We start from the raw sequence: 17,303 nt of genomic DNA, 5'->3' as shown, positions 1-17,303 counted from the left end.
GTAAAGTCGCGTGAGTAAGTGGGATTAGTAATGGTACACAAGCAGGCTGCTAACAGCATCGGCGCGCAGGGCGATGGTTTCTCTGATGACGATCCATTGGCGGAACTCGCCAGGATCGTCGGATTTGAGCAGGCCCCGCGCCGCGAGACGCTGCCCGGTCCAGCCGGCGATACGCCGCGCGACGAGCCCGTGTTTAGCTTGCATGACGAGTTGTTGGGTGAGTTCGACGGCTATGTCGAACCGCAGCAGGACCGCTATGTCCAGGCTGAAGTGACTTCGCACCGCAACGAGCCGGCATTCGAGCCCATGAACTGGAAGAGCGATGGCGGGTTTCGTGGCGCAGAAGAGCCGGTTTGGGCGGTTTCCGAGCCGAGCTTTGCTGCGCCCGAGCCGGCGCGCTTGGAGCGCGAAGCCTTCGTTCAGCCGGTGGAGCCGTCCTATGAGCCGCAAGACGTCTATGAGACCGTGCCCGAGCTTGCCACGAACGGATATGCAGCAGTTGCGGCCCAGCCTCAGCCGTCATTGAGCTGGCCCGATGTCGCGCCGGCTGCGTTGGAGGATGAGTGGACACCGGCACCGGCGCAGGATGAGCCTGCCAGCTTTGACCTTGCCGACGAACTGGAATTTTCCGTCAGCGAGCCCGTGATGCCTCCGGTGCAAACCGAGGTACCACGTCTACGCCTGCCGCTTGCCAATTTTCAGGTGCCAAGTCAGTCTGCCCGGCGGCCGGAACCGCAGTTCGAGCTGCCTCAGCCAGCATCCGAACCACGACTTGTCATGCCATACGACGCGGCGCCCTCCACAGAGGCGGTTGCAGGTCTTGATGCTGGCGTGTCCGAGCGTAAAGGTTTTGCGACGGCGCCGAGCCTTGAGGCCCAACAGCGGCCTGCGACTGTCGAACCGCTCCCTGTCTCATCAACCGAGCTTCGTGTGGAGCCCCCGGCATTCGATTGGTCACAGGTTCCCGTCGGGCCTGTCGAACCTGTTGCCCGCCGGGGAGGCAGCGTCGCTCATCATGAGCCTGAAGCTGAGCCGGTCTTCTCGCTTGATTTTGCCCAGGAGCTTGCCGAGTCGGAGGCCTTCGCCGACGTCGCTGCGGATGTGGAACATCATGCGCAGCCGGCACGAAACGTCGGGCAGGTGTCGGCTGCAAGCGACAGTGATTTCTTCTCCGATCAGGATTTTGAATTGCAGCTCGATGAGCTCGATATCGATCTTTCGGAACTCGAACCTGTTGCGCAGCAGCCGGTTCCGCCATCACCCGTAAGGGCGCAGCTTGCCGCCCCCGCACAGATGGCAATCCCCGCGGCAAGGCAGAGCTATGCTGCGCCCGAGTATCGCGTATCGGTTCAGAGCACGGCACCCGCCGCTATCGCGCCGCAGGCAGCCGCATGGGTGGATCAGCCGAAGACAGCGCCTGCCGCAGCGTTCGTCGCCTCGGCGACACCGGACAGCCTGGCATTCGACCCTGCCGAAATTGCGGAACAGGATGATTTCCTGGAAGCCATAGCCGTGATGGATGTGCCTGAGGTTCAGGTGGCGGAAACGCCGGCCCAGCCGCAGGTATCGAACGACTTCGATCTTGATCTCGATTCCGAACTTGCCAACCTGCTCAGCGAGCAGGTCGTCCAGTCGCAGCCGGTTGCCGCAGAGCCTCAGGTGACGGCTTCAGCGGCAGCGATCCAATCCAATGATGGTCCGGTCGACGAATTCGCAGCTTTCGAAAAGGCTTTGGAAGAAGACTTCAAGACGGCGCTGACGCCACCTGTTCCGGACCAGCGTATCAACCGGGGCCATATCAAGATCGTTGGCCACGGGCAGGGGGGCTATCGCCAACTGAAACCCTATCTGATGGCAGGCACGGCAGCCGTTGTGCTCCTGGCAGGCGCCGGTGGCATTTATGCCTGGATCGGCAGCGGCGCTGTGGGCAGCCTTGGCTCCGGTGATCCGGTGGTGATTGCTGCCGACACCAGCCCGACAAAAATAGTGCCGGAAGATCCGGGCGGCAAAACGGTGCCCAATCAGGACAAGGCCGTGTATGACCGCGTTGCGGGCAATGCCAGCGACGGGCCGACACAGCCAAGCCTGATCTCTTCCGAAGAAGAGCCTGTCGATGTCGTTCAGCGCACGCTCATTCCAGAGAACCCGCCTCTTGAAGGGGAAGGGGAATTCATGGGCACGCCAGTCGGCGAAACGGAAGATCCACGTCTCCTGCCGGAATCGCAGCAGGCTTCTGCAAGCCAGGAAGATCCGGCCACGGTGACGCCTCGACGCGTGCGCACGATGATCGTGCGTCCCGATGGCTCGCTGGTAACCCAGGAGGTGCCTGCTGCCACCGAAACGGCATCTGCGGCACCGGTCCTTGCGCCGCCGGCTGTCAGCAATGAAAACAGTGGCGAGGCGGTGAACACGGTTGCGGCCCGCGCGGTCACGCCTGACTCCGACAGTGCGCCGGCCGCACCGGCAACCACCGAAGTCGCGGCTGTCGCGCCCATGCCGGCTGCCGTTCCGGCGAACCGCCCCGCCGACCAGCCGGTCAACATCGTCGGCACGGTTACCGATCAGGGGAACTTGCGCCCGGCCCAGCCGGCGACACAGGAGAACGTCCCGACGCAGACGGCGGCCGTAACTGCCTCTCCGTCTGAGACCGGTGCGAGCAGCGGCTTCGCCATCCAGATCGCGTCGCTGCCAAGCCAGGCGGATGCCGAGCGCAGCTACAAATCGCTGATTGGCCGGTTCGGCAACATCCTCGGTGGCAAGCCGCATGAAATCCGCGAGGCAGCGATACCGGGCAAGGGAACCTATTACCGTGTCCGCATTCTCGCCCCGACGCGTGAAGAGGCCGTGGCGCTGTGCGAGCAATACCGCGATGCCGGTGGCTCCTGCCTGGTTGCGCGCTGAGACGGCGATTATTTGCTGATTTGAAAGAAAGGCGGGCTGAAAGGCTCGCCTTTTTCAGTTTTTCCCATCTTTTCTGTGTATGATTCGCCTGCGAGACTCGCTTGTCGCTTCGGCTTTTGCAGATCGCCTCGTAAGGTCCGGCCATGAGCACACATTCTTCGCCTTCCAAGGCCATGATCCTCGGTTGCCTCGGCCAGCGTCTCAGCGCTGACGAGAAGGCCTTTTATCGCGACCAACAGCCTTGGGGCTTCATCCTCTTTGGCCGGAACATCGGTGATGTCGAGCAGATCAAGGATCTGGTGGCGGAGATGCGCGAGACCGTTGGCGGGCGCAACGCCCCGGTGCTGATCGATCAGGAAGGTGGGCGCGTGCAGCGTATTCGCGAACCGATCGCGCCACGCTATCCCTCGGGGGCTGACATCGGTGCGGTCTATGCGCGGGACGCTGCCCTTGGCCTTCGCGCCGCCTGGCTTCTGTCGCGCCTTCATGCATTCGATCTTTATCGCCTCGGCATCAATGTCGACTGCCTGCCGGTGCTGGATGTGCCGGTCGCCGGTGCGAACAACGTCATCGGTGACCGTGCCTATGCAAATGATCCGCATGTTGTGGCGGCCATCGGTCAGGCGGCTGCCGATGGCCTGAAGGCGGGCGGCGTTTTGCCGGTAATGAAGCATATCCCGGGGCATGGGCGCGGCATGGCTGACAGCCATCACGATTTGCCGGTCGTTTCCACCCCGCGCAGCGAGTTGCAGGCGCATGATTTCGTACCTTTCAAGGCTCTTTCGAACGAGCTTATGGCAATGAGCTGCCACGTCGTGTTCAGCGACATCGATCCTGACAATCCAGCCTCGACATCCAGGATCGTGACCGAGAAGGTCATTCGCGGCGAAATCGGTTTTGATGGTCTGCTGATGTCGGATGACATCTCGATGAATGCGCTGAAAGGCACCATCGGCGAGCGGGCGCAGCGCATTGCCCCGGTGCTTGATGTCGTCCTGCATTGCCATGGCCACATGGATGAAATGACGGCTGTCGCTGCTGCCGTGTCCGAATTGACAGGCGCTGCGCGCCGCCGCGCCGATCGCGTCGAACAAGCCCTTGTGGCGCCGGAGCCGGCAGATGAACAGAGCCTGCGCGAAGAGTTTTCAGCGCTCATGGCGGTGTCGTGATGGGGCGGGCGCCACAGTCTCAAACCGGAAATTCGCGCCAGAGCACGGTCTCGGACCCGCGCCCGATGGATCCGCTGTGGCAGGATAATTCCGAAGAGCGGGCAGCCAGTGATCCTTCCCTGTTGATCGACGTGGCCGGCTTTGAAGGTCCGCTCGATCTTCTGCTTTATCTGGCGCGCAACCAGAAGGTCGACCTTGCCCGCATGTCGATCCTGGCGCTGGTCGAGCAATACCTCGCCTTCATCGAGAATGCCCGGCGGGTGCGCCTGGAGCTCGCTGCCGACTATCTCGTGATGGCCGCCTGGCTTGCCTATCTGAAGTCGCGGTTGTTGATCCCCCAGCAGCCCAAGGATGACGGTCCCTCCGGCGAGGAAATGGCCGCCACGCTGGCCTTCCGGCTGCGGCGGCTTGAAGCGATTCGTGAGGCCTCGACCCGGCTCGTCAACCGCAATCGTCTCGGTCGCGACGTTTTTGCCCGTGGGGCGCCGGAGCATGTGCCAGTACGCTCGCAAAGCGCCTATGAGGCGTCGCTCTATGATCTGCTCACTGCCTATGCTTCGCTTCGCCAGCGTCAGGCGGTGACGCAGGTGACGATCGAGCGACGCCGCGTCTGGTCGCTCGCCGACGCGCGCGGCATCCTGACCCGCATGATTGGCGAGATCGGCGACTGGACGGCGCTTGACCAATTCCTGTTGCGATACATGACCACGCCGGAAGAGCGCGTGACCGCGATCGCCAGTGCCTTTGCCGCCTCGCTGGAACTCGTGCGGGAAGGGCGGCTGGAAATCCGCCAGGAAAGCGCCTTCCAGACGATTTTCATGCGCAGTGGACCCAAGGCTGAAGCCTTGCGCGCTGTGGAATAAGGCAACTGATGATGCATGTTGAGGAAGCGCCCGCCGAGCGACAAGACGATCCGTACGACAAGGAGGCGCCTGTCACCGTCGAGCCAAGGCTTGTCGAAGAAGCCATGAGGATTGCAGAGGCTCTGGTCTTCGCCTCGGCGCAGCCCGTCTCCACAGGCTTCGTCGAAGATCGGCTGCCTCATGGTGTCGATGCCCGCACCGTGCTGTTGCGCCTGAAGCAGGACTACGCAGGCCGGGGGGTGAACCTCGTGCAGGTCGAAGACAGTTGGGCCTTCCGAACGGCAGCTGATCTTTCTTTCGTCATCCGGACTGACGAAAATGACGTCAAGAAACTGTCTCGCGCAGCACTCGAGGTGCTTGCCATCATCGCCTATCACCAACCGGTGACCCGTGCGGAGATCGAGGACATCCGTGGCGTGACGACCTCCAAGGGGACGCTCGATGTTCTGATGGAGGCGGGCTGGGTGCGGTTTCGCGGGCGGCGGCGGACACCGGGACGCCCGGTCACGCTTGGGACGACCCGGGATTTTCTCGATCATTTCGGCCTCGAAGACCTGCGCGACCTGCCGGGTCTCGAAGAGTTGAAGGGGGCAGGGCTCCTGTCCGGTCGGATCCCTTCCAACCTCAATATTCCGATACCGCAGGCGGAAGACGAACTCTCCGAGGATGAAGATCCGATCTCCCAGCTTGACCTTGAAGAGTTGGGCCTCTTGACTCCGGGCGGTGAAGCAGAGGAATAAGGTCAGCTTTTTGAAGCGCCGCCGGAACTATGCCCATGCCTGCCCATCGGGATGGCGTGTCAAGGCGGGCGCCAGAAATGATGACGGAATGGACAAGGCTTACAGCGTGCATCAGGATGCCCCCCGCACTGCCAGCGTGACGTTCGCAGCGCGGCTTGCCTTTGAGGATATCCGCCACGATTATCACGGCAAAGAGACCATTCGCGGTGTGAGCCTGACGGCTGAGCCCGGTGAAGTGCTCTGCCTCCTCGGTCCCTCTGGCTCGGGCAAGACGACGCTGCTGCGCATTGCCGCCGGTATCGAATCACAGACTTCCGGTCGGGTTCTGATCAATGATCGCGAGGTTTCGGGGCCGTCGGTTTTCGTGCCGCCAGAAAAGCGCGGCATCGGTTTGATGTTTCAGGACTTTGCGCTGTTTCCGCACCTGAGCGTTCTGGACAATGTTCGGTTCGGCCTGACGGCTCTTCCTGCCAAAGATGCGATAGCAGAAGCCATGGCATCGTTGCAGCGCGTTGGTTTGGCGCATTATGCGGACAAATATCCGCATGCACTGTCCGGTGGCGAGCAGCAGCGCGTGGCGCTTGCGCGGGCGCTGGCGCCGCGTCCCAGCGTGCTTTTGATGGACGAGCCGTTTTCGGGGCTCGATTCGCGCCTTAAGGATACCGTACGTGCCGATACGCTGGCGATCCTGCGCGAAACACGGGCAACTGCGGTGGTCGTTACGCATGACGCCGAAGAGGCGATGCGCATGGCCGACCGAATTGCCCTGCTGAAAGGGGGGAGCCTCGTGCAGCTCGGCACCTCGGAAGATCTCTATCGTCGACCGAAGAGCCTTTTTGCGGCTGGCTTCTTTTCGGAGATCAACCAGTTCTCGGCGGTTGTCGAAGACGGTGGCGTTGAGACGCCCTTGGGGCGGGTGGATTGTTCCGCGCTTTCGGATGGCACGCCGGTCGATGTCGCGGTCAGGCTCTCGGCGGTTGGGGTTCAAAACGAGGGTGGGGCCATACCCGCCCGTATCGTGTCGCGCCGATTTGCCGGTGTGGTGGATATTCTCGAGCTCGCGGTGCCGGGCACCGAACGGACGGTTCGAGCGCGTATTCGCTCAGACATCTTGTCGCAACATGACCGGAACGTGACGATATCCGTTGAGGCAAAAGACATTTTGGTGTTTGAAAAAGCCTAGAAAACCCCCTACATCGGGGCAGTGATTGTGCAAGGAGTTGCAGACATGGGTTCATTTAGCATTTGGCACTGGATCATCGTTTTGGCGATTGTTCTGCTTCTCTTCGGCCGTGGCAAGATCCCCGAGCTGATGGGCGACGTTGCCAAGGGCATCAAGAGCTTCAAGAAGGGGATGAGCGACGAGGACGACAACGAGTCGCAGACCGCCACGAATGCTCAGCCTACCGTGACAAAGACAGTCGACCACAAGGCCGACGAGGTAAAGTGATCGGCTTTTGCCGATGCTCGGGGCGGCTTTCAGGGCCGCCCGTTCGTCTTTGACCCCTTGCAAGACCGGCGCCTGTTTCAGGCGTCCAGGCGTGGCATCAGGAGCCCGTTTTTATGCTGGATATTGGCTGGACCGAGCTGCTGGTTGTGGCGGTCGTCCTGATCGTGGTTGTTGGTCCGAAAGATCTGCCGCCCATGATCCGGGCCTTCGGCAAGATGACCCGGCGTCTGCGTCAGACGGCAGGCGAATTTCGCTCGCAGTTCGACGAGGCCTTGCGCGAGGCAGAGCTCGATGAGCTGAAGTCCTCGGTCAACGACATTCGTTCTCTCAATCCGGCCAACACCATCAGGGACACGCTCAATCCCCTGCGGCAGATGGGGCAGGATATCCGCTCCGATCTCGAACGGTCGACGCGCTATGAGCCGAAGACCAGCGAGCCTGCCGATTTCGCTGCCGAGGATGAGGCAATAACAGAACCTTCGATTTTGCCGGACACGCCGTTGACCTTGAGGGATGCGCCGCAGGAACTGCGCGCGGCTTCCCCCGCGGCACCAGTCGCGGCGGCGCCCGCTGCCGTGGCTGCTGCAACATCTGCGCCGGCTGCCGGTCCGGTCGAGCCTGCGGCAAAGGCCGCCGAGACGCAATTGGCAGCACCGGCGAGCGCCAAGGAAGCGGCATCGCCATCGGCAAAAACGTCCAAGGCGCGCAAACCTGCCGCCGCCCAGCCGGCCAAAAAGTCAGCCAGCGGGCCCAAGACACCGGCAAAGCCTGCGAAACCCGCAGCGAGCAAGCCTGCAACGCGGACCCGCAAGCCGAAGAATGAGGATCTCGCATGACGGGTGACATCGAAGACAAGCCCCAGCCGCTGATCGAGCACCTGATCGAGTTGCGCACCCGGCTGATCTGGGCGTTGGGTGCCTTTTTCCTCGCGTTTCTCGTCTGCTTCTACTTCGCCAAGGCGTTGTTCAACATCCTTGTCATTCCCTACAAATGGGCAGTCAGCTGGGCAGGGCTCGATCTCAGCAAGGCCGAACTCATCTACACGGCGCCGCAGGAGTTCTTCTTTACCCAGGTCAAGGTCGCAGCCTTTGGCGCCATGGTCATCGCCTTTCCGGTGATTGCAGCCCAGATCTATAAATTCGTCGCGCCCGGCCTCTACAAGAACGAGCGCGCCGCCTTCCTGCCGTTTCTTGTCGCATCACCGCTGCTCTTTCTTCTCGGCGCGTCGCTGGTGTATTTCTTCTTCACGCCGATGGTGATGTGGTTCTTCCTGGCCATGCAGCAGGCGCCGGAAGAGGGCGGTGTGGCGATCTCGCTCCTGCCGAAGGTTTCTGAATATCTCAGCCTGATCATGACGCTGGTCTTCTCCTTCGGCCTCGTTTTCCAGCTGCCGGTGATCACCACGCTGCTGGCCCGCGTCGGCATCCTGGAAAGCCAGTGGCTGGCCGACAAGCGCAAGTACTTCATCGTCGTCGCCTTCGTTGTCGCAGCGGTGTTGACGCCGCCGGACCCGCTCTCCCAGATCGGCCTTGCGCTGCCGACAATCCTTCTCTACGAGGTGGCAATCTACGCCGCACGACTCGTGGAACGGAACCGCTCGGTTTCGGAAACGACCGAGGACGATGCGAGCGAGGTGGTGTAACGAACTCCCGTGACGCCGCCCAAGCCTTAACCCATGCCGACATGGGGCCGGACATGGCCGCCGGCCCGTTCCGATCCCGGTCGACGCTCAAGACCTGGAACGACCATGCTCGATATCAAGTGGATCCGCGACAATCCCGAGGCCCTCGACGCCGCTCTGGCCAAGCGTGGTGCAGAACCCTTGTCTGCCTCTCTGATCGCACTTGATCAGAAGCGCCGCGCCGTCGCCCAGTCGATGCAGGACATGCAGTCGCGCCGCAACAGCGCTTCCAAGGAAATCGGCGCCGCCATGGCGCAAAAGAACATGGAGCTTGCCGAGAAGCTGAAGGCCGAAGTCGCCTCGCTCAAGGACACGCTGCCGGCTGCGGAAGAGGAAGAGCGCCAGCTGACTGCCGAACTCAACGACGCCTTGTCGCGCATTCCGAATGTGCCGCACGAGGATGTTCCCGTCGGCAAGGACGAGCATGACAATGTGGTGGCCCGGGTCGTTGGCGAAAAGCCGACCTGGAACCACAAGCCATCAGAGCATTTCGAGATTGGCGAGCAGCTCGGCTATATGGACTTCGAGCGTGCGGCCAAGCTTTCCGGTGCACGTTTTACAGTGCTGACCAGCCAGCTTGCCAGGCTTGAGCGCGCGCTTGGGCAGTTCATGCTCGACCTGCACACCTCCGAGCACGGCTATACCGAAGTGTCTTCGCCGCTGATGGTGCGTGATGACGCCATGTATGGCACAGGCCAATTGCCGAAGTTTTCCGAGGATCTGTTCAAGACGACGGATGGTCGGTGGCTTATCCCGACAGCCGAGGTGACGCTGACCAACCTCGTGGCCGGCGAAATCCTTGACCAGGAAAAGCTGCCGCTGCGCTTTACCGCACTCACGCCGTCCTTCCGTTCGGAGGCAGGGTCGGCCGGTCGCGATACGCGTGGCATGCTGCGCCAGCACCAGTTCTGGAAATGCGAACTGGTCTCGATCACCGACGCGGACAGCGCGATGGATGAACATGAACGCATGACCGCCTGCGCCGAAGAGGTGCTCAAGCGTCTCGGGCTGCATTTCCGCACCATGACGCTCTGCACCGGCGATATGGGCTTCGGTGCGCGCAAGACCTACGATCTGGAAGTCTGGCTGCCGGGACAGAACACCTACCGCGAAATTTCGTCCTGCTCGGTCTGCGGTGATTTCCAGGGGCGCCGGATGAATGCACGCTATCGCAACAAGGATGGCAAGGGCACGACATTCGTGCACACGCTGAACGGTTCGGGCACGGCGGTTGGTCGTTGCCTGATCGCTGTCATGGAAAACTATCTGAACGAGGACGGCTCGATCACCGTGCCGGATGTTCTGCTGCCTTACATGGGCGGCATTACACGGATCGAAAAGGCGGCCTGAATTTAAGGAACAAGCAGCGATGCGGATTCTCTTGACCAATGACGACGGTATCAACGCGCCGGGTCTGGCCTCGCTGGAGCGCATCGCTCGCACGCTTTCCGATGATGTCTGGATCGTGGCGCCGGAGACAGACCAGAGCGGCCTCGCGCATTCCCTGACCCTGTCGGAGCCTCTGAGGCTGCGCGAAGTCGGTGAGAAGACGTTTGCCCTGCGCGGCACGCCGACCGATTGCGTCATCATGGCGATCCGCAAGGTGCTCGACCGCAAGCCCGATCTCGTTCTGTCCGGCGTCAATGCTGGCGGCAATATCGCCGATGACGTGACCTATTCCGGTACCGTTGCTGGCGCCATTGAAGGCACGGTGCATGGCGTGCGCTCGATCGCGCTGAGCCAGGCCTACAGCTACGTGGCAGGCACACCCATTCCTTTTCACACGGCAGAGGCACTCGGGCCGGAGCTCATTGCCAAGCTTTGCCGTCTGGATCTGCCGCCGGGCACATTTCTGAACGTCAATTTTCCCAACTGCGAACCGGCTGAGGTGCAGGGCATCGAGGTGACGGCGCAGGGCAAACTCGATTTCGGTCTGAGTGTCGAAGAGCGCGAAGACGGCCGTGGCGTGCCCTATTTCTGGCTGCGATTCGGCGACCGGAAAGGCAATTTCCGCGCTGGCACCGACATCTATGCCCTTCGCGGCCACAAGATATCGGTGACGCCGCTCAAGCTCGATATGACCGACTATGCCGTTCAGGACATGGTTGCTGCCGCATTGAGTGACGGAGACGGCGCGTGAAATCGCAGCTTCTCGAGCGCGAGGGCTTTGCGGCACTGGTTTTGCGCCTGAGGCGCGAGGGTGTGACCGATCTCGACCTTCTGACGGCGGTCGAGCAGACGCCGCGCTCCTCCTTCGTCTCCTCTGAATATTCGAGCAGCGCCTATTCGAGCCGAACGGTTCCGCTGGCCTGCGGCCAGTTCATCGAGGGTGCGGATCTTGCCGTGCGGCTGCTTTCGATCCTGCAGGTGAAACCCGGGCACCGCGTGCTTGAGATCGGGACGGGCAGTGGTTTCATGACCGCCGTGCTGGGGCGGCTGGCAGAGCGGGTGATATCCATCGATCGCTACCGGAGCCTGATCGGTGACGCCCAGAAGCGTCTGGAAGCCCTCGGGCTGCGCAATGTCATTCTGCGTCAGGCCGATGGTGCCAATGGCTTGCCGGGCGAGGGAACCTTCGACCGAATCATCGCGACGACAGCTTTTCCCGCCATGCCGCGCTTCTTTGCCGAGCAGTTGGTGTCAGGCGGCATGTTGCTCGCACCCCTGATGGTGGAAGAGGAGCGCTGTGTCATGGTGCGTCTGACCAAGACCGGCAGCCGATTCGAGCGTGAGGATCTGTTTGAGGTGCCATTTCTGCCGCTGCAGACCAAATTGGCGCTCTACCTCTGAGTGCTGACGCTGCCTTATTTTAGCGAAAATGGTGAATTCGTCTCCAAGGATTTCACGGGGTTAACCGCCCGGTAATACTAACACGGTTTAATGGACCCACTTCAAACTGTCTTCATGTGGGTCGAGTTATGCGTAAATCTGTGTCGCCGAAAACAGGTCCAACGGTTGCCCGTCTTCTGGGTGCCGTCCTTCTGGCAAGTACGGCTGCAGGCTGCAGTTCCGATGCGTCACGCTTCGGTTCGGTCTTCTCGACCGATACACTAACCACCGCTTCGATCGGTCGCGGTCAGCCCAAGACGCCCGTTCCGCAGCAGGATATTGGTGGTGGCGGCTATGCGCAGCAGCAGGCTCAGCCCATGGGTCAGCAGATGGCCTCGACGGGATATGAGCCGGTGTCTGCACGCGCCGCGACGATGCCGGTAACGGTGCAGCGCAATGAACTTGCAGCGCCTGCCGGAACAACCTCGTCGAATGGGCCGATCAGCTCTCGCGGTGAGGCGCTTGCGCAGCCCATGCCTTCAGCGCCTCCGGCTTCCGCTGGCACGGTGGCCGCTGCAAAGCCGATCTACACGCTGCAGGAGCCGACGACCACGGCCTCGACGCCGCGCGCTTCAAACGGTGCCGCGGGCCGGGTGACGCTGCGTCCAGGCGAATCGATCGCCACGCTTGCAGCGCGTCACGGTGTGTCGGAACAGGAAATTCTGAGAGCCAACGGTCTGACCATGTCGTCCGATGCAGCGGTTGGCCAGTTGGTCATCATTCCCGCCAGTGCGGCACGTGCTGCCGCCAGTGCCAACGGCTTGCCCTCCGGCGGTCGCGCCCCCAAGCAGCCTGATGGTCAGCCGCAGAACCTGGCCGTCCTGCCGAATGGCACGGGCAGCCGTGACAAGCAGGGCACGGCGTCATCGTCTGCCGGCGCCGGCTCCTACGAAGTCAAGCCGGGTGATTCGCTCGGTCGCATTGCCCAGGCACATGGGGTCAGCGTCGATGATCTGAAGCGTGCCAATGGCCTGTCGACCGGCAATATCCGGATTGGTCAGCGTTTGGCGATCCCGGCAGGTTCGAAGCCCGCAACCCAGGTCGCATCGGTAAAGCCTGTCGCGGAGCCGGCCACCACTGCATCCGTTCCTGCCAAGACTGCAGCTGAGCCGCAGGCAGCCCCTGCTGCAACCAAATCGGTAACCGAGGTCGCCTCCTTGAAGACCGAGAGCGCGGCACCGGAAGCGACCGGCATTGGCAAGTATCGCTGGCCAGCGCGCGGAGCCGTGATTGCAAATTACGGCGCCAATATCGACGGCAAGCGTTCCGATGGTATCGCGATCTCCGTGCCGCAGGGCACGCCGATCAAGGCTGCGGAGAACGGCGTCGTCATCTATGCCGGCAACGGCCTGAAGGAGCTCGGCAACACGGTTCTGATCCGCCACGATGATGGCAAGGTCACCGTCTATGGCCATGCCGACAGTCTGTCGGTCCAGCGCGGCCAGAAAGTCCAGCGTGGCCAGACAATCGGCGCCTCCGGCATGACCGGCAATGTGTCGCGCCCGATGCTGCATTTCGAGGTGCGCAAGGACGCGGCACCCGTCAACCCGATCACTTACCTGGAATAGGTATTGCATACCAGGTGATGAAAAAAGGCCCGAAACCTCCGCGGTTTCGGGCCTTTCTGTTTGTCGTTCAGCACATCAGCGAACGGTGGTGTCGATCCTTAGCCGTCCGGCCAGATCCTGAATATATTGCCAGGCCACGCGGCCGGATCGCCCGCCGCGCGTCGTTGCCCATTCCAGCGCCTGATGGTGGAGTTCGGCTCTTTCCAGCGGTAGCGCGAAATGCGCGGCATAGCCGTCGATCATGGCGAGGTAATCGTCCTGGCTGCATTTGTGAAATCCGAGCCAGAGGCCGAATCGATCCGAAAGAGACACCTTTTCCTCAACCGCTTCTGATGGGTTGATCGCGGTCGACTGCTCGTTTTCCAGCATGTGCCGCGGCAGGAGGTGGCGGCGATTGGAAGTCGCATAGAAGAGAACGTTATCGGGTCGGCCCTCGATGCCGCCATCGAGGGCAGCCTTCAAAGACTTGTAGGCGGTATCGTCATGATCGAAGGACAGGTCATCGCAGAAGACAACGGCCCGCATCGCGCTGTCCTTCAGAATGTCGAGGAGGGCAGGCAGGCTTGAAATATCCTCACGGTGCACCTCGATCAGTTTGAGGCCCGGACCCTGTGCCTTGACGATATCGGCATGAACGGCCTTCACCAGCGAGGATTTGCCCATGCCGCGCGCGCCCCAGAGCAGCACATTGTTGGCTGGGAAGCCCTCGGCGAAACGCAGGGTGTTGTCGTGGAGGATGTCGCGCACATGATCGACGCCGCGGATGAGCGACAGTTCGATACGGTTCGGCCGAACGACGGGCTGGAGGTGTCGGCGTGCCGGTACCCATACGAAGCAATCAGCACCCCCGAGGTCGTTTGCCGCAGGTGCAGGGCCGGCAAGCCTGTCGAGAGCATCGGCCAGGCGCTTGACCTCGTGTAGCAGGTCGCTCATGAGGTTTTCATTCATACCGGTGCCCTTTGCATCGAACTTGTTCGTCATCCGCGAAGTAACACGACGATTCAGCGCCAGAAAGAGCCGGGATATGGAAATCGGTACGCTTGGCTGCCGTTTCTGTTGCATTAACCCCGGTGGTTACTATATTCCGGCGACCTGAACGAGGGGGCCAAGGGCCCCGGTTTATTGGCCTCATAGGAGTTTTTCATGTTCGTCACCGAAGCATTCGCCCAGGCCGCCACTCCCGCCGCTCCGGGCGGTATGGGGTCAGGCTTCGAAATGCTGCTGCTTTTTGCGCCGCTGATGGTGGTCTGGTACTTCTTCCTGATCCGTCCGCAGCGCCAGCAGATGAAGAAGCGCGAGGAGACCCTGTCCTCCATCCGTCGCGGTGATCAGGTCGTCATGGGCGGCGGCATTGTTGCCAAGGTCACCAAGGTGATCGACGACAAGGAACTCGAAGTGGAAATCGCCGACGGCGTAAAGGTTCGCGCAATGCGCCAGTACGTGGCGGAAGTGCGCGTCAAGGGCGAACCGGTCAAGACCGAAACCGCCGCTTGAGGCCTCGAAAGGCCGGCTTTGCTGCCGGCCTTTTTCATATCAATTGCCTGAACAGAGAGTTCGATGCTGTATTTTTCACGCTGGAAGACATTGCTGATCTGGGGACTGGTTGTCCTCGCCGTATTCATGGCGTTGCCCAATGCCTTCAGTGATGAGCAGCTGGACTCCATGCCCTCGTGGGTTCCGCGGAACAAGGTGACCCTGGGCCTCGACCTTCAGGGCGGCTCGCATATCATGTTGAAGCTCGAGCGCCAGGACATCGTCAAGGAGCGGCTTGAAACGGTTGTGGGCGAGATCCGCCAGACGTTGCGCGATGCGGGCATCCGCTACACCGGCCTGTCCGGCGTTGGTCAGCAGGTTCAGGTTCGCATCACCGATCAGGAAAAACTGCAGGCGGCCGTCGAGGCCTTGAACCCGCTGATCGAGCCGGTCAGCGTCGGCGGTCTGACGGGTGGCACGGTCACCGAAGCCACGCTGGAGCAGCCCGGCGACGGTCTTCTGCGCCTGAGCCTCACGGATGCCGGCATCGACTATCGCGTTTCCTCCGCCGTATCGCAGTCCATGGAAGTTGTCCGTCGTCGTGTTGACGAACTTGGCACGACCGAGCCGCTGATCCAGCGCCAGGGCGAAGACCGCATCATCGTCCAGGTGCCCGGCCTCACAGATCCGCAGCGACTCAAGGATCTCTTGAACCAGACGGCAAAGCTGACCTTCCACATGGTCGATACCAGCATGCCGGCCAACGAAGCGCTGAACAATCGTCCGCCGCCGCAGTCGCAGATCCTGTATTCGACCGATGACCCGGCTGTTCCCTATCTGGTGGAACGCAATGCGCTGATCTCGGGGGAGAACCTGGTCGACGCGCAGGCCGTTTTCGACCAGCGCTCGAATGAGCCGGTTGTCTCGTTTCGTTTCGATAGCCGTGGTTCGCAGCGCTTTGCCCAGGCAACGCAGCAGAATGTCGGACGTCCCTTTGCCATCGTGCTTGATGATCAGGTGATTTCCGCCCCCGTCATCCGTGAGCCGATCATCGGTGGTTCTGGCCAGATCTCCGGAAACTTCACACTTGAAGGTGCAAACGACCTTGCTGTTCTCCTGCGCGCCGGCGCACTGCCGGCGACCTTGACCGTGGTTGAAGAACGCACGGTTGGCCCCGGTCTCGGTCAGGACTCGATCAATGCCGGCGTCACCGCCAGCATCATCGGTGCCATTGCGGTGGTCATCTTCATGCTGGTTTTCTACGGCACATTTGGTGTTCTGGCGAACATCGCGCTTGCCGCCAACATCGCCATGATCGTCGCCGGCCTGTCTTTGATTGGCTCGACGCTGACCTTGCCGGGTATCGCCGGTATCGTGTTGACCATGGGTATGGCGGTCGACTCCAACGTGCTGATCTATGAGCGTATCCGGGAAGAAGTGCGCGGTGGACGCAAGCTCGTCGAAGCCATCGATATCGGCTTCAAGAAAGCCTTTGCGACCATTTTCGACGCCAACCTGACGACGCTGATTGCAGCCGTTGTTCTGTTCTTCCTGGGCTCAGGGCCTGTTCGTGGTTTTGCGGTCACCCTGTCGATCGGTATCGTGACGACCCTCTTTACCGCCTACACGCTGACGTTTTGGCTGATGGCCTTCTGGTATCGCTGGAAGCGCCCGCAGGGCCTGCCGACGAGCATTCGTACCGGCTATTTCGACAATCGCAATATCCCGTTCATGGCGGTTCGCAAGCTGTCGTTCGGTGCGGCCATTGCCGTTTCCATTGCCGCGGTGGTGGGCTTCGCCACTGTTGGCATGAACCTTGGCATCGACTTCAAGGGCGGCTCGATCATCGAGGTCAAGGCACGTCAGGGTGCGGCAGATCTTTCCGATATCCGCGATCGTTTGAGCGGTCTGAACCTCGGTGAAGTCCAGGCCCAGGGCTTTGGCGACGAATCCAGTGCCTTGATCCGCCTGCAGGCGCAGGATGGTGGCGAAAATGCCGAACAGTCGGCCTTGAGCAAGGTGCGCGGCGAGCTGGAAGCCGATTACGACTTCCGTCGCGTCGAGGTGGTCGGTCCCGCTGTTTCCAACGATTTGACCTATTCCGCCACGCTGGGCGTCATCGCGGCGTTGGTCGGTATCCTGATCTATATCTGGTTCCGCTTTGAATGGCAGTTTGCGCTGGGTGCAATCATCGCCACGCTGCATGACGTCATCTTCACGCTTGGCCTCTTCGTGCTGACCGGCATCGAGTTCAACCTGACCAGTATTGCCGCGATCCTGACGATCATCGGTTACTCGCTCAATGACACCGTCGTTGTCTATGACCGCATGCGCGAAAACCTGCGGCGCTACAAGAAGATGCCGCTTGATGTGATGATCGATGCCTCGATCAACCAGACCCTGTCGCGTACGGTTCTGACGGCCGGCAGTACGATCCTGGCCCTCGGAGCGCTCTATCTGTTCGGCGGGGAGGTCATTGCGTCCTTCACCTTCGCCATGCTGGCGGGTGTCCTGATCGGTACCTTCTCATCGATCTATATCGCCGGACCGGTGCTGATTGCCTTCAATCTGCGCCCGGAGGCCTTCCAGGCGGAGGCCGAAAAGGTCCCGGCGACGACGGGAGCGTAAG

Annotated in this window: 15 protein-coding genes; 14 read left to right on the top strand and 1 reads right to left on the bottom strand. The window is 61.4% G+C overall.

The window, feature by feature from the left end:
• Nucleotides 1–30 precede the first annotated feature (30 nt).
• The 12 genes from FAA97_RS04100 to FAA97_RS04045 all read left to right on the top strand — a co-directional run bounded on the left by FAA97_RS04100 (nucleotide 31) and on the right by FAA97_RS04045 (nucleotide 13,201).
• Nucleotides 31–2,901 carry an SPOR domain-containing protein gene (locus FAA97_RS04100; protein WP_136597234.1) on the top strand — a complete coding sequence of 957 codons (2,871 nt, stop codon included), beginning with the start codon at nucleotides 31–33 and terminating at the stop codon, nucleotides 2,899–2,901.
• 143 nt (nucleotides 2,902–3,044) lie between these two features.
• Nucleotides 3,045–4,070, top strand: a complete 1,026-nt coding sequence (nagZ, locus tag FAA97_RS04095; protein ID WP_136597233.1) for a beta-N-acetylhexosaminidase — start codon at nucleotides 3,045–3,047, stop codon at nucleotides 4,068–4,070.
• 65 nt (nucleotides 4,071–4,135) lie between these two features.
• Entirely contained in the window at nucleotides 4,136–4,933 is a 798-nt protein-coding gene (locus FAA97_RS04090; protein ID WP_136597232.1) for a segregation and condensation protein A, read from the top strand.
• An 8-nt stretch (nucleotides 4,934–4,941) separates the two neighbouring features.
• The gene (gene scpB, locus FAA97_RS04085) at nucleotides 4,942–5,673 is read left to right on the top strand and encodes an SMC-Scp complex subunit ScpB (protein ID WP_425467393.1); all 732 of its coding nucleotides are present in this window, start codon (nucleotides 4,942–4,944) and stop codon (nucleotides 5,671–5,673) included.
• Between the two features lie 88 nt (nucleotides 5,674–5,761).
• Nucleotides 5,762–6,856, top strand: coding sequence for an ABC transporter ATP-binding protein (locus tag FAA97_RS04080; RefSeq protein WP_136597231.1), 1,095 nt, complete (start codon nucleotides 5,762–5,764; stop codon nucleotides 6,854–6,856).
• 45 nt (nucleotides 6,857–6,901) lie between these two features.
• Nucleotides 6,902–7,123 carry a twin-arginine translocase TatA/TatE family subunit gene (locus tag FAA97_RS04075; protein WP_136597230.1) on the top strand — a complete coding sequence of 74 codons (222 nt, stop codon included), beginning with the start codon at nucleotides 6,902–6,904 and terminating at the stop codon, nucleotides 7,121–7,123.
• 113 nt (nucleotides 7,124–7,236) lie between these two features.
• The gene (tatB, locus tag FAA97_RS04070; RefSeq protein WP_136597229.1) at nucleotides 7,237–7,959 is read left to right on the top strand and encodes a Sec-independent protein translocase protein TatB; all 723 of its coding nucleotides are present in this window, start codon (nucleotides 7,237–7,239) and stop codon (nucleotides 7,957–7,959) included.
• Nucleotides 7,956–8,765 carry a twin-arginine translocase subunit TatC gene (gene tatC / locus FAA97_RS04065; protein WP_136597228.1) on the top strand — a complete coding sequence of 270 codons (810 nt, stop codon included), beginning with the start codon at nucleotides 7,956–7,958 and terminating at the stop codon, nucleotides 8,763–8,765. Before tatB ends, tatC begins: the two co-directional genes overlap by 4 nt.
• A gap of 105 nt (nucleotides 8,766–8,870) precedes the next feature.
• Entirely contained in the window at nucleotides 8,871–10,154 is a 1,284-nt protein-coding gene (serS, locus tag FAA97_RS04060; protein WP_136597227.1) for a serine--tRNA ligase, read from the top strand.
• A 19-nt stretch (nucleotides 10,155–10,173) separates the two neighbouring features.
• Nucleotides 10,174–10,944 (top strand): 5'/3'-nucleotidase SurE, encoded by a 771-nt coding sequence (surE, locus tag FAA97_RS04055; RefSeq protein WP_136597226.1) that lies wholly within the window; start codon nucleotides 10,174–10,176, stop codon nucleotides 10,942–10,944.
• Nucleotides 10,941–11,594, top strand: a complete 654-nt coding sequence (locus FAA97_RS04050) for a protein-L-isoaspartate(D-aspartate) O-methyltransferase (RefSeq protein ID WP_136597225.1) — start codon at nucleotides 10,941–10,943, stop codon at nucleotides 11,592–11,594. The genes surE and FAA97_RS04050 overlap by 4 nt, the downstream gene beginning before the upstream one ends.
• Before the next feature lie 128 nt (nucleotides 11,595–11,722).
• Nucleotides 11,723–13,201, top strand: a complete 1,479-nt coding sequence (locus tag FAA97_RS04045) for a peptidoglycan DD-metalloendopeptidase family protein (RefSeq protein ID WP_136597224.1) — start codon at nucleotides 11,723–11,725, stop codon at nucleotides 13,199–13,201.
• A 75-nt stretch (nucleotides 13,202–13,276) separates the two neighbouring features.
• Here FAA97_RS04045 and FAA97_RS04040 read toward each other — a convergent pair whose 3' ends face one another.
• Nucleotides 13,277–14,134 carry an ATP-binding protein gene (locus FAA97_RS04040; RefSeq protein WP_425467392.1) on the bottom strand — a complete coding sequence of 286 codons (858 nt, stop codon included), beginning with the start codon at nucleotides 14,132–14,134 and terminating at the stop codon, nucleotides 13,277–13,279.
• A 210-nt stretch (nucleotides 14,135–14,344) separates the two neighbouring features.
• Here FAA97_RS04040 and yajC point away from each other — a divergent pair, with 210 nt between their 5' ends.
• The gene (gene yajC / locus FAA97_RS04035; protein WP_136597222.1) at nucleotides 14,345–14,695 is read left to right on the top strand and encodes a preprotein translocase subunit YajC; all 351 of its coding nucleotides are present in this window, start codon (nucleotides 14,345–14,347) and stop codon (nucleotides 14,693–14,695) included.
• 63 nt (nucleotides 14,696–14,758) lie between these two features.
• Complete coding sequence (gene secDF / locus FAA97_RS04030; RefSeq protein ID WP_136597221.1) at nucleotides 14,759–17,302, top strand: protein translocase subunit SecDF; 2,544 nt, start codon at nucleotides 14,759–14,761, stop codon at nucleotides 17,300–17,302.
• Nucleotide 17,303: the final 1 nt, after the last annotated feature.

It is taken from the genome of Peteryoungia ipomoeae (assembly GCF_004912165.1).
GTDB lineage: Bacteria > Pseudomonadota > Alphaproteobacteria > Rhizobiales > Rhizobiaceae > Allorhizobium > Allorhizobium ipomoeae.
Note: the sequence above shows the minus strand (reverse complement) of the source record. Positions and strands in the feature narration are given on the sequence as shown.